12 protein-coding genes are annotated in these 12197 nt (G+C 69.0%); 1 reads left to right on the top strand and 11 read right to left on the bottom strand.

The features are described from left to right. Entirely contained in the window at positions 1-600 is a 600-nt protein-coding gene (locus ACZ5BU_RS22920) for a papain-like cysteine protease family protein (RefSeq protein WP_465701885.1), read from the bottom strand. Between the two features lie 190 nt (positions 601-790). On the opposite strand from ACZ5BU_RS22920, the gene ACZ5BU_RS22915 reads away from it, so the two are divergent. Further along, on the top strand, positions 791-1687 hold the full coding sequence (locus ACZ5BU_RS22915; RefSeq protein ID WP_465701883.1) for a hypothetical protein: 897 nt from the start codon (positions 791-793) through the stop codon (positions 1685-1687). On the opposite strand, the gene ACZ5BU_RS22910 is transcribed toward ACZ5BU_RS22915, so the two are convergent. The 10 genes from ACZ5BU_RS22910 to ruvC form a co-directional block, all read right to left on the bottom strand. Next, complete coding sequence (locus tag ACZ5BU_RS22910) at positions 1684-2400, bottom strand: hypothetical protein (RefSeq protein WP_465701881.1); 717 nt, start codon at positions 2398-2400, stop codon at positions 1684-1686. The two genes, ACZ5BU_RS22915 and ACZ5BU_RS22910, sit on opposite strands and share 4 nt — an antisense overlap. A gap of 225 nt (positions 2401-2625) precedes the next feature. Beyond that, a complete protein-coding gene (locus tag ACZ5BU_RS22905; protein WP_465701879.1) occupies positions 2626-3078 on the bottom strand; it encodes a hypothetical protein in 453 nt (150 codons plus the stop codon). Positions 3079-3119: 41 nt separating this feature from the next. After that, complete coding sequence (locus tag ACZ5BU_RS22900; protein WP_465701877.1) at positions 3120-5483, bottom strand: RelA/SpoT family protein; 2364 nt, start codon at positions 5481-5483, stop codon at positions 3120-3122. A gap of 131 nt (positions 5484-5614) precedes the next feature. After that, positions 5615-6154, bottom strand: a complete 540-nt coding sequence (locus ACZ5BU_RS22895) for an adenine phosphoribosyltransferase (protein ID WP_465702676.1) — start codon at positions 6152-6154, stop codon at positions 5615-5617. Continuing rightward, positions 6154-7335 carry a protein translocase subunit SecF gene (secF, locus tag ACZ5BU_RS22890; protein WP_465701875.1) on the bottom strand — a complete coding sequence of 394 codons (1182 nt, stop codon included), beginning with the start codon at positions 7333-7335 and terminating at the stop codon, positions 6154-6156. Before secF ends, ACZ5BU_RS22895 begins: the two co-directional genes overlap by 1 nt. After that, on the bottom strand, positions 7335-9104 hold the full coding sequence (gene secD / locus ACZ5BU_RS22885; protein ID WP_465701873.1) for a protein translocase subunit SecD: 1770 nt from the start codon (positions 9102-9104) through the stop codon (positions 7335-7337). Before secD ends, secF begins: the two co-directional genes overlap by 1 nt. Before the next feature lie 95 nt (positions 9105-9199). Beyond that, positions 9200-9658 (bottom strand): preprotein translocase subunit YajC, encoded by a 459-nt coding sequence (gene yajC, locus ACZ5BU_RS22880; protein WP_465701871.1) that lies wholly within the window; start codon positions 9656-9658, stop codon positions 9200-9202. Between the two features lie 248 nt (positions 9659-9906). Next, positions 9907-10959, bottom strand: a complete 1053-nt coding sequence (ruvB, locus tag ACZ5BU_RS22875; protein ID WP_465701869.1) for a Holliday junction branch migration DNA helicase RuvB — start codon at positions 10957-10959, stop codon at positions 9907-9909. Positions 10960-10962: 3 nt separating this feature from the next. Then, positions 10963-11565 (bottom strand): Holliday junction branch migration protein RuvA, encoded by a 603-nt coding sequence (gene ruvA / locus ACZ5BU_RS22870; protein WP_465701867.1) that lies wholly within the window; start codon positions 11563-11565, stop codon positions 10963-10965. Then, positions 11562-12158: a crossover junction endodeoxyribonuclease RuvC gene (ruvC, locus tag ACZ5BU_RS22865; RefSeq protein WP_465701865.1), complete on the bottom strand. Its 597-nt coding sequence runs from the start codon at positions 12156-12158 to the stop codon at positions 11562-11564. The genes ruvA and ruvC overlap by 4 nt, the downstream gene beginning before the upstream one ends. Between the last annotated feature and the right edge of the window lie 39 nt (positions 12159-12197).

Below are 12197 nucleotides of genomic sequence, written 5' to 3'. Positions count from 1 at the left end.
TCAGGCTCCGATCCGGTACAGGGAGTGGGTCCAGGTGAACTGCGAGTTGGACTTGTACCAGCTGTACGTCGAGTAGTTGTACCGCTGGTCGTCCGGCCACGGGTCGTAGTACTCGATCGTCGAGTCCGAGGAGTCGTACCCGATGATGTCCATCATGTGCCCGCCGCCCGACGTCCAGCCGATCCGCGTCATCACCGGCCGGCCGGCCGCGATCTCGGACACCAGCGTGCTCAAGCCGAGCGTTCCGGAGATGTAGCTGCCGGTGCTGATCCCGATCGCCCGGAACGCGTTCTGGTCGTTGCCGAGGGTGGCCTGGTTGTTCGGGCAGGTGCTGTTCATCGAGTAGCCGAAGGCAAGGTTGCAGAACTGGTTCTGGCTGTACGAATAGCCGTAGAACGTGGCGATGCTGTTGCCGCTGGCAGCCCAGCACCAGTTCGTCTTCTGCTGGGCCTGGCCGGTGACGTTCAGGTAGTAGCTGGACGGTGCGGCCGCGGTGGCGTCCGGGGCGAGCGGCGCCAGCGTGGCCAGTCCGAGGATGGTGGCCAACAGCAACGACCAGGAGCGGCCGGGTCGTCGGAGGCTGGGGCGGGGCCTGCGCATGTGTCCTCCTCTGCGAGGTACTGCGGGATGGGCGGAGTCCATCGTCAGCAGCCGGCCACGGCGCGGCAAGGACTCGTCACGCGCGCCGGACGACGGTGTGAACGGCAGACAACCGTGAACGGTGTGTGACGAACCAGTGCCAGACAGTGGTGTGAATGTTTACACTGCTGCGGCAAAGGAGCGTGGGCCCATGATCAAGCCGGTCGAAGTCCCTACGGTGACCGCGGAAGTGTCGTTCGCGGACGCGCTCCGGCAGGCGATCGCCCGTCGCGGCCTGGCCCTGAACCGGATCCGGACCCATCTCGCCGACCGCGGACTGCACGTCGGCGTGGCGACCCTGAGTACCTGGCAGAGCGGCCGCCGCGTGCCGCGCGAGGACTCACGGGCGACGATCACGGCCCTGGAGGAGCTTCTCGAAGTACCTCCGGGCTGGCTGACCGTACGCATCCCGCCGCAGCGCACAGAGCCGGAGGCCCAGCCGTACGCCGTGGTCGACTACGCCGAGGCCCTCTCCCGGATGCTCGATCGGCTCCGCCGGGACGCCCACGGGCGGTTGCGCAACGTCACCGTTCTCGAGGAGGTACGGATCGACGCGGAGCGGAGCGCCTATCGGCGGCGGGTGTGCCAGAGCGTGGTCGCCGTACAGCCGGTGGATCGCCTCATCATCGCGCACCAGGGCGAGGCCGGGTGTGATGCCGAGCGGCTCGCGCTGCGAGCGGAGAGCGGCTGCCGGATCGGCCGGGTCGCCCGCTCCCCCGAGGCCGGCGCGCTGCTCGGCGAACTGTTGCTCGACCGGGTGCTCGCGGTCGGTGAGACCGCCGTCGTGCGGTACGAGATCGAGGACCGGAACAAGTTGCCGTCCACCGACTATCAGCGGTTCAGCGAGTGGGGCGGGATGCATTACGTGCTGGAGGTCCAGTTCGACCGCGCCGCGCTCCCGGTCCGCGTCCACGAAGTCCGCCGCCGGCACACCACCGGCCCCAACCTCGTCCAACGCGACCTGATGCTCACCCCGGACGGCCGCGTCCACGTCATCGAACCGTCCGCACCGTCCGGAACGGTCGGGATCGCGTGGGAATGGGACTAGACGCGGAAGCCGGCGTGGACGTGGTCGTGGTGGGTGCGGTCGGAGAAGTACGCCGCGCCCGACAGCAGGTACGGCCCGCCGACGTTGTAGGAGCCGAGTGATTCGGCGGCGCGCATGTACGACGTGACGAGGGAGCGCGGCGTCGACGGGGACACGACCGCGTGGTCGTTGATCTGCCAGGTGTCGAACGCCCGGCCGCGCGGGTGGTCGCTCGGGCGATCGGTGCCGAAGACATCGATCGGGTGACCGGAGCGGATCACGCTGATCCCGATCCGGTACGTCCTCGCCAGCTCGAGCATCGCGGTCAGCACGCTGTCGTGGACCTGCCCGGAGCGGATGTCCGCGACGGATGCCGGAGGCAACGAGATCTGTTCGCTCGCCAGCACCTGCCGCGCGGCCGTCGACAGGCTCGGCACCGGCGCTCCGGGCTGCGCGGGGTGGGTCGCGGTCACGCGCCAGATTCCTTGCGCGGACTTGCTCAGGCGTACGTCGACCGTCGTACCGCCGGTGATCAAACGGTTCGCCCTGATCGAGTACACGCGGCAAGGCACCAGCACACTGGCCGAGTCGGTGAGGATCCCGCCGTACTGCGCCTCGATCACGTCGATCGCTGCGCGCGTCTCGGTCGGCTGCAACAGCTTCACCACGGCCGCCACAGCAAGTCGTTTGACCTCGGGCTCGATCTCACCCGGACCAGGAGCCCACGACCGCACGGCCGGCAGCGCAACCGTCGGCGAGGCAGAGGGCACCGGGGTCGGTGTGGACCGCGGCGTGGTTGCAGACGGCGTGGTGGTAGACGGCGGAGCGCTGGAGGAACTCGCCTGGTTCTGACCCGATGAATCGCTGCAGCCCGCCAACAGCGCAACACCTGCGATCATGAACGCTCGACGCCTCATGTTCGCAGTGTCCCTACACCCACAAACCGCGCGCGTGAACAACTACCGCGCGACGACTTTGCGGTTGCGGGACCAGCGGCGGAGTACGGCGACCAGGACCAGCAGCTCGCACAGCGAAGCCACGATGACGTAGATCCAGCGGCTCGACCAACTCTCCTCAGCGCCGACCACGGCAATGCGGTCGGTGTGGTCGGGGTTGTAGCGGACCTGGACCTCATTGCCAGGTTTCGCGTCCTCGACCCGGAACCGCGACGTACGCGCGGTGATCTGGCGACCGTCGGGGAGGGTGTACGCAACGTCGATCCAGTTCGCATATCGGTTGCGGCTCAAGCTGGAAGCCTTCACGACCTTACCGGCCGCGGTCGGTGCGTCCGCGGGGACGGCAAGCGGACGCAGGGCGGCGACGACGAGCACCGCCAGGATCACCGTCACGACACCGAGGATCGGGAGCAAGAAGTTCAGGCCGAGGGGTGGTCCAGTCCGGTTGTCCGCCATGCCCCCATGATGATTGGCCGACGGGTCAAGCCTGTCCTGGTCTACTGCGTGACGCGGTAGACGTCGAATACGCCCTCGACCGAGCGCACCGCCTTCAGTACGTGTCCGAGATGGGTCGGATCGCCCATTTCGAAGGTGAAGCGGGACTTCGCGATCCGGTCGCGGGTCGTGGTGAGCGCCGCGGACAGGATGTTCACGTGGTAGTCCGACAGCACCCGCGTGATGTCCGACAGCAGCCGCGCCCGGTCCAGCGCCTCGACCTGGATCGCCACCAGGAACACCGACTGCGCGGTCGGCGCCCACTCGACCTCGACGATCCGCTCCGGCTGGGTCTTCAGGTTCTCGACGTTCGCGCAGTCGGACCGGTGCACCGAGACGCCCGCGCCCCGGGTGATCCAGCCGATGATCTCGTCCCCCGGCACCGGCGTGCAGCACCGGGCCAGCTTCGACAGCACGTCCGTCGCACCCTTGACGATGACGCCGGCGTCGCCGCGCGCGGTCCGCTTCCGCCGCTCCCGCGACTGCGGCAGCCGCAGCCCCTCGGCCAGGTCCTCCGCCGCGCCCTCTTCGCCGCCGTACGTCTCGATGAGACGCCGTACGACGGCCTGGGCGCTGACGTGCTGCTCGCCGACGGCGGCGTACAACCCGGTGACGTCCGGGTAGCGCAGCGAGTTGGCGACCGCGGTCAGGGTCTCGTGCGACAGCAGGCGCTGCAGCGGCAGGCCCTCCTTGCGGAGCTGCTTCGCGATCGCGTCCTTGCCCTGCTCGATCGCCTCGTCGCGGCGTTCCTTGGAGAACCAGTGCTTGATCTTGTTCCGCGCGCGAGGGCTCTTGACGAACGTCAGCCAGTCGCGGGACGGACCCGCGCCCTGCGCCTTCGAGGTGAAGACCTCGACGACGTCGCCGTTCTCCAGGGTGCTCTCCAGCGGCACCAGGCGGCCGTTGACCCGGGCACCGATACAGCGGTGCCCGACCTCGGTGTGCACGGCGTACGCGAAGTCGACCGGCGACGACCCGACCGGCAGCGACATCACGTCACCGCGCGGCGTGAAGACGTAGACCTCGGCGTTGTTGATCTCGAACCGCAGCGAGTCCAGGAACTCCGACGGGTCGGAGGTCTCCCGCTGCCAGTCGACGAGCTGCCGGACCCAGGGCATGTCGTTCGGGCCGCCGACCTCGGTGCTCGGCGTGTCCGGCGCGACCGAGGTCGGGTCCTCCTTGTACTTCCAGTGCGCGGCGATGCCGTACTCCGCGCGGCGGTGCATCGAGAACGACCGGATCTGCAGCTCCACCGGCTTGCCCTGCGGGCCGATCACGGTGGTGTGCAGCGACTGGTACATGTTGAACTTCGGCATCGCGATGTAGTCCTTGAACCGGCCGGGGACCGGGTTCCACCGCGCGTGCATGATGCCGAGGGCCGCGTAGCAGTCGCGGACCGACTCGACCAGGACCCGGATGCCGACCAGGTCGTAGATGTCGCCGAACTCGCGGCCGCGGACGATCATCTTCTGGTAGATCGAGTAGTAGTGCTTCGGGCGGCCGGTGACGGTGGCCTTCACCTTCGCCGAGCGCAGGTCCTCGTGCACCTGGTCGATGACGGTGGCCAGGTACTCGTCGCGGGACGGGGCGCGTTCGGCGACCAGGCGGACGATCTCGTCGTACACCTTCGGGTGCAGGGTCGAGAACGCCAGGTCCTCGAGCTCCCACTTGATCGTGTTCATACCGAGCCGGTGCGCCAGCGGGGCGTAGATCTCCAGGGTCTCGCGGGCGATCCGCTCCTGCTTCTCCTGCCGGAGCGAGCCGAGCGTGCGCATGTTGTGCAGCCGGTCGGACAGCTTGATCACCAGCACCCGGATGTCCTTGGACATCGCGACGACCATCTTGCGGATCGTCTCGGCCTGCGCGGACTCCCCGTACCGCACCTTGTCCAGCTTGGTGACACCGTCGACCAGCATGGCGATCTCTTCGCCGAAGTCGCGGGTCAGTTCGTCCACCGTGTACGGCGTGTCCTCGACGGTGTCGTGCAGCAGCGCGGCGCACAGCGTGGTCGCGGTCATACCGAGCTCGGCGAGGATGGTGGCGACGGCGAGCGGATGGGTGATGTACGCGTCGCCGGACTTGCGCATCTGGCCGCTGTGGTACTTCTCCGCGGTCCGGTAGGCGCGCTCGATCATCCCGAGGTCGGCCTTCGGGTGGGTCGCACGGACCACCCGGAACAGCGGCTCGAGCATCGGCGCCCGGTTCGGGTGCCGGGTGCCGCCGAGGCGGGCGAGGCGGGCGCGGACCCGGGCCGGCGCGATCCGCGGCGGCTGGGTCGCGGGCGGCGGTGACGCCGGAGCCGGGCGCACCGGTGACGGCGCGCGCGGAGGGTCCTGCGGTACGGCGTTCGGTACCGCAGATGTCATCGCCGGGTCTTCGCCCACGTTGTGTCCCTCCGCCGACAGGCCACCAGTCTAGAGGCCTTCGTCCAGCCAGGCAGACCGGCCTGTGGACAACACGCCGGGTCACCCGACGGCTGCGGAGAGTGTACCTGTACCTACACCGTCAGCAGCGCCGTGACGTGCTCGCCGTCGAGGCGCGCCCGGCCCGGCAGGAACGACAGCTCCAGGAGCACCGCCGCACCGGCGACCTCCGCGCCACACCGGCGGATCAGCCGGAGGCAGGCCTCCACGGTGCCGCCGGTGGCCAGGACGTCGTCGATGACCAGCACCCGGTCCCCGGGCGCGAACGCGTCCTGGTGCACCTCGATGGTCGCCTCGCCGTACTCCAGCGCGTACGACTCCTCGTACGTCGCGGCCGGCAGCTTGCCCTTCTTCCGGACCGGGACGAACCCGGCGCCGAGGGCGAGCGCGACCGGGGCGGCGAGGATGAACCCGCGCGCCTCGATCCCGACCACCTTGTCGACCACCGGGTTGCCGTCGTCGTCCCTACCGGCCGCCGCCAGCGCCTCCACGACCTGGCCGAAACCGGTGTGGTCGGCCAGCAGCGGGGTGATGTCCTTGAACACCACCCCTTGCTGCGGGTAGTCGGGGATGTCGCGGATGCCGTCGGCGAGGACCTTCTCCAGCGACCGCATCACTTACCGCGCTTCGACCGCGGCTTGCGGCTCGGCTGCGGGCGCCCGGCGGCCGTGGCCTTCATCGGCCGCGAAGTCGGCGCCGGCGCCGAACCGGTGGCCCGGTCCGCCTTCCGCGGCGTGTCCTGGACGACGGACCGCGCGGCCGCCGGCGCACCGGCGGTCGCCACCTCGGCCGGAGCCGCCTCCGCCTTCGCGACCTGCACCCTCTTCGCGGACACCCGCTTGTTCAGCGCCTGCATGGCCGGCTCGCGCTCCTTGAAGACCGCGAGCAGCGACGGCGCGATGAAGATCGACGAGTACGCACCGACGGCGATACCGACGAACAGCGCCAGCGACAGGTCCTTCAGCGGGCCGGTACCGAGCACCAGAGTGCCGACGACCAGGATCGCGCCGACCGGGAGCAGCGCGGTGACGGTGGTGTTGATCGACCGGACCACGGTCTGGTTGACGGCCAGGTTGGTGGCGTCGGAGTACGTGAACCGGTTCGACGCGGTGATCCCGCGGGTGTTCTCACGGACCTTGTCGAACACGACGACCGTGTCGTACAGCGAGTAACCGAGGATCGTCAGGACGCCGATCACCGTCGCCGGCGTGACGTCGAACCCGACCAGCGCGTACACCCCGACCGTGATCGAGACGTCGTGGACCAGCGCGATGATCGCGGCCAACGATGCCTTGGCTTCCCGGAAGTACAGCCAGATCACGATGAAGACCAGGGCCAGGAACACGATCAGCGCCATGATCGCCTTGTCGGCGATCTGCTTGCCCCAGGAGGCGCCGATCTGCTGCGAGGTGACCTGGTCGGCCGGGATCCCGGCCTCCTTGCCGATCGCCGCGCGCACCGTGCCGATGTCGGCCTGCTCCAGCGGCTTGGTCTGGACCCGGACCTTCTCGTTGTTGATCGTGGTCACGACCGGGTCGCCGAGACCCTTGGAGTTGGTGGCCTTCACCGCGTTGGTGAAGTCGTTCACCGTGCTGTTGGTGACCTTGACCTTCGCCTCGTACTCGACACCGCCGCGGAACTCGATACCGAGCGCCAGGCCGCGGACGAACAGGCCACCGAGCGAGACGAGGACCAGGATCGCCGAGAGGCTGAACCAGAACTTGCGGTGACCGATGAAGTCGTACGAGACCTCACCGCGGTGCAGCTTGGCACCGATCTGTCCGAGCTTCGACATCAGACCTCGCCTCCCACCGGCTTGCGCGTCGACGGCGTCCGGCGCGGCCGGCCCGTCGGTCTGGTCTGCCCGGGCAGACGTTCGACGCCGAGATGCTCCGGATCCAGGCCGGACAGCTTGTGGCCGTGGCCGAAGAAGTTGGTCCGGGCCAGCATCGTGACGACCGGCTTGGTGAACAGGAAGACCACCACCAGGTCGATCAGCGTCGTCAGGCCGAGCGTGAACGCGAAGCCGCGGACGCTGCCGATCGCCAGCACGTACAGGACGATCGCGGCCAGCAGCGAGATCGAGTCGGCCGCGATGATCGTGTGCTTGGCGCGGGCCCAGCCGGTCTCGACCGAGGAGCGCAGGCTGCGACCCTCACGGACCTCGTCGCGGAGTCGTTCGAAGTAGATGATGAACGAGTCCGCGGTGATACCGACCGCGACGATCAGACCGGCGATACCGGCCAGGGTCAGCGTGAACCCGATCGCCTTGCCGAGCAGGATCACCAGGGTCCCGGTGAGAATGCCGGCCGCGAGCAGCGAGACCACCACGACGATCCCGAGACCGCGGTAGTACAGGAAGCAGAAGATCACGACCAGCGCGAGGCCGGCGATACCGGCCCAGATGCCGGCCGACAACTGGTCACCACCGAGCTGCGGCGACACCGTGTCGACCGAGGAGATCTCGAACTTCACCGGCAGCGAGCCGTACTTCAGCACGTTCGCCAGATCACGGGCCTCGGCCTCGGTGAACGTACCGGTGATCTGCGCCTGGCCGCCCGGGATCGGCTTGTCCACGCTCGGGGTCGAGATGGTCACGCCGTCCAGCACGATCGCGAACAGGTTCTGGCCCTGGCCGCGCTGCGAGATCGCCGTGGTGGCCTTGAGGAACTTGTTGCCGCCCTCGCCGGTGAACTTCAGGTTGACCTGCCACTGCAGGCCGTTCTGCGGGATACCGGCCGAGGCGTCGGACAGGTCGGTACCGGCCATCACCGCGGGGCCGAGGAGGTACTTGTACTGACCGCCCTTGTCACAGGAGAACAGCGGCTTCTTCGGGTCGTCGGACTGCTTGTCCTTGTCGGCGCACTTGAAGGCCGCGAAAGCTGCCTGGGTGGCCGCGTCCGGCGTGTACTGCAGCGGGTCGTTGCTCGCGGCCGGGGTCGACGGCGTCGTGGCGGGCGCGGTCGGGGTCGTACTCGCCTTCGGGGTGGTGCTCGACTTGGCCGGCGTCGGCGTCGGCGTGGCCTGGCCCAGCGCGCTCGTCCAGGCCCGGCCCTTCGGCGTACTGCTGGTGGTCGGCTTGATCGTGGCGCTCGGCGTCACCTTCGTACTCGGCTTCGGCGTCGCGCTCGGCTTCGTACTGGGCTTGGGCGTCGGCGTCGTCGTCGGTGTCGGCTGCGGGGCCGTGGCCTGCGCGCCGTAGACGATCCGGAAGTACAGCAGGGCGGTCTGACCGACCTGCGACACCAGGGATTCCTTCGTGGCACCGGGTACGGCGACGTTGATGATGTTCGACCCGGAGGTGGTGATGTCGGCCTCGGCGACACCGGCGCCGTTCACCCGCTGGCCGATGATGTTCTTCGCCTCGTTCAACTGGTCGGCGGTGACCTTGCCGGTACCGTCGATGGTCTTGGCGGTCAGCGTGATCGTGGTGCCGCCACGCAGGTCCAGACCGAGTTTGGGCTTCCAGGTCTTGGTCAGCGCCATGATCCCGAACAGCAGAACGATCACCACCAGCAGGGTGATCAGGCTCCGCGCGGGGCGGGATGTCGAAGTCGTTGCCACGTCAGATTCAACCTTTGTACTTCTGGGCGCGCCGTACCGTCACTGGATCGTTCACAGGACGCCGTACGACGCGCCGCAGGCCGTTGGGACGGTAATCAGTTCTCGGTGTGCGTCGGCGGCAGCTTCGGCGTGTCCTGCACCTTGCCGGCGGCCTTGTCCGCACCGGCGTCCGGTACGTCGACCTTCTCCGGCGTGCTGGCCTCGTCGGCGTCCGTGACATCCGTGGCGTCGTCGGCGGCGGCCGGCTCCTCGGCGGCGTCCTCGTCCGGGATCACCCGGCCGACCGCGGCCTTGACGACCTGCACGAGGACGCCCTCGGAGATCTCCAGGGTGACGTAGTCGTCATCGGTCTCCTCGACGATGCCGACCAGGCCGCTGGTGGTGATCACCTTGGTGCCGGGCTGCAGCTGGGCGACCGTGTCGGCCTGACGCTGGCGCTGCTTCTTCTGCGTGCGGCTCATGAACCAGATCATTCCGACGATCAGGATCAGCGGCAGGAGCAGCGTGATGCCGCCGCCCCCGGAAGAGGCCATCGGTACGGCGAGGAGTTGCATCGGGTCTCAGAATCCTTCGTCGGGTCGGTTGTACGGGCGTCCGGCACGCTCTGCGGGAGCGCGCAGGGTCGCAGCGGAAAGACCTGGAGGTCAGGCCACCGGGGAGTCTAACCCTGAGCGTCAACAACTGCCTCATGACACCGGGTCACGTTTGAGTTACTCGCTACGGAGTGTCTACGTACCGGCGCCGTCAGTGGTTCCCGGCTGTTCAGTTCGGGGCTGGACTCCTCAGTCGTACTCAGTCGTCGTCAGTCGTCTTCGGCGTCGAAGAGCGTGTCCGCGAAGGTCGCGCCCTTGGGGACCTTCAGGCCGATGTGCCGCCAGGCCGCGGGCGTGGCGACGCGGCCGCGCGGCGTCCGGGCCAGGTAGCCCGACCGGACCAGGAAAGGTTCCGCTACTTCCTCCACGGTCTCACGTTCCTCGCCGACCGCAACCGCCAGCGTGGAAAGACCAACCGGTCCGCCCCCGAACCGGCGGCACAACGCGTCCAGGACGGACCGGTCCAGCCGGTCCAGGCCCATCTTGTCGACCTCGTACAGATCCAGGGCGGCCTTGGACAACGCGAGCGTGATGATGCCGTCCGCGCGGACCTCGGCGTAGTCGCGGACCCGGCGGAGCAGCCGGTTCGCGATCCGCGGCGTCCCTCGGGAGCGGGAGGCGATCTCGGTCGCGCCCTCCGGCGTGATGTCGACCTCGAGCAGTGCGGCCGACCGGTTCACGATCTTCTCCAGCTCGGCCGCCTCGTAGAACTCCAGGTGCCCGGTGAACCCGAACCGGTCCCGCAGCGGCCCCGGCAGTAGGCCGGCCCGGGTGGTCGCACCGACCAGCGTGAACGGTGGGATCTCCAACGGAATCGCGGTCGCGCCCGGGCCCTTGCCGACGATCACGTCGACGCGGAAGTCCTCCATCGCCATGTAGAGCAGCTCTTCCGCGGGCCGGGACATCCGGTGGATCTCGTCCAGGAACAGGACTTCGCCCTCGCCCAGCCCAGACAGGATCGCGGCCAGGTCGCCGGCATGCTGGATCGCCGGGCCGCTGGTGACGCGCAGCGGTGCCGACATCTCGCTGGCGATGATCATCGCCAGCGTGGTCTTCCCGAGCCCAGGCGGGCCGGAGAGCAGCACGTGGTCGGGCGTACGGTTCCGCCCGCGGGCCGCGTGCAGTACGAGCTCGAGCTGCTCGCTGACCCGGCGCTGACCGCCGAACTCGGCCAGCGTGCGTGGCCGGAGCGCGGATTCGATCTTGCGTTCCTCGAGATCCACTGCGTCCGCGGAGACCAATGGGCGCACGTTGTCTTCCATCGGCTAGGCCTTCGAGAGCACGCGCAGGGCGGCCCGCAGCAGGTCGGGGACGGACGGGTTCGGGTTGTCGGCGGCCAGCGGTGACACCGCGGTCACGGCGTCCTCGGCGTCCCGCGCGGACCAGCCCAGGCCGACCAGGCCCGCCTGTACCTGATCACGCCACGCCTCCTGCGCCTGCAGCGGCCGGCCGGTCACGGTCCTGGACGGCGCACCGATCTTGTCCTTCAACTCCAGGACGATCCGCTGGGCGCCCTTCTTCCCGATGCCCGGAACCTTCACCAGTACGGCGAGGTCCTCGGTCGCGACGGCCTGCCGCAACTGGTCCGGGCTGAGCACCGCGAGCGCGGCCTGGGCCAGCTTCGGGCCGACACCGGACGCGGTCTGCAGCAGCTCGAACAGGTTCTTCGCGTCGTCGTCGGCGAAGCCGTACAACGTCAGCGAGTCCTCGCGGACCACCATCGAGGTGGCGATCCGGGCCTCCTGCCCCGGGCGTAGACCGGCCAGCGTGCCCGGGTCGCAGTACACCTGCAGGCCCACTCCCCCGACCTCGACCACGGCGCTGTCGACCCCGATGGCCGCCACAGGTCCACGTACGAACGCGATCATCGCTTGCCTTCCTGTGCCGCCACCGCGGCACGCAATCTCGCCACCTGCAGCCGCGACTGGGCCTGCGCGGCCGCCTCGAGGTTGGCCCGGCTGGCGGCCGCCTGCTGGAGCTTGCCCGCCACTCCGCCGCGCCAGACCTGACAGATCGCCAGCGCCAGCGCGTCGGCGGCGTCGGCGGGCGTCGGACGCTCACTCAGCTTGAGGATCCGGGTCACCATCGTGGTCACCTGCTCCTTGTCGGCGCGGCCCGATCCGGTCACCGCGGCCTTCACCTCGCTCGGCGTGTGCAGCGCGACCGGCAGCCCACGGCGGGCCGCCACCACCATCGCGATCCCGGACGCCTGCGCCGTACCCATCACCGTACGGACGTTGTGCTGCGCGAACACCCGCTCGACCGCGACCGCGTCCGGCTGGTACTTCGCGATCCACGCGTCCAGGCCTTCCTCGATCTGGACCAGTCGCTTGGACACGTCCAGCTCGGCCGGCGTCCGGATCACCCCGACGGCGACCAGCACCGGCGGCCTCCCCGGTGTCCCCTCGACAACGCCGAGGCCGCACCGGGTCAGCCCCGGGTCGACGCCGAGCACCCGCATGGACCACCTCCGAACGTTTGTTCGACAACCCTAGTCGGC

The organism is Kribbella sp. NPDC031520 (assembly GCF_055580825.1).
Note: the sequence above shows the minus strand (reverse complement) of the source record. Positions and strands in the feature narration are given on the sequence as shown.

Bases quoted from the DNA above. Each gene is read 5' to 3' on its own strand.
- ACZ5BU_RS22900 (WP_465701877.1), bottom strand. From the start codon at position 5,483: ATGACATCTGCGGTACCGAACGCCGTACCGCAGGACCCTCCGCGCGCG.
- ruvC (WP_465701865.1), bottom strand. From the start codon at position 12,158: ATGCGGGTGCTCGGCGTCGACCCGGGGCTGACCCGGTGCGGCCTCGGC.
- ACZ5BU_RS22915 (WP_465701883.1), top strand. From the start codon at position 791: ATGATCAAGCCGGTCGAAGTCCCTACGGTGACCGCGGAAGTGTCGTTC.
- ACZ5BU_RS22905 (WP_465701879.1), bottom strand. From the start codon at position 3,078: ATGGCGGACAACCGGACTGGACCACCCCTCGGCCTGAACTTCTTGCTC.
- ACZ5BU_RS22895 (WP_465702676.1), bottom strand. From the start codon at position 6,154: ATGCGGTCGCTGGAGAAGGTCCTCGCCGACGGCATCCGCGACATCCCC.
- ruvA (WP_465701867.1), bottom strand. From the start codon at position 11,565: ATGATCGCGTTCGTACGTGGACCTGTGGCGGCCATCGGGGTCGACAGC.
- ACZ5BU_RS22920 (WP_465701885.1), bottom strand. From the start codon at position 600: ATGCGCAGGCCCCGCCCCAGCCTCCGACGACCCGGCCGCTCCTGGTCG.
- yajC (WP_465701871.1), bottom strand. From the start codon at position 9,658: ATGCAACTCCTCGCCGTACCGATGGCCTCTTCCGGGGGCGGCGGCATC.
- ruvB (WP_465701869.1), bottom strand. From the start codon at position 10,959: ATGGAAGACAACGTGCGCCCATTGGTCTCCGCGGACGCAGTGGATCTC.
- secF (WP_465701875.1), bottom strand. From the start codon at position 7,335: ATGTCGAAGCTCGGACAGATCGGTGCCAAGCTGCACCGCGGTGAGGTC.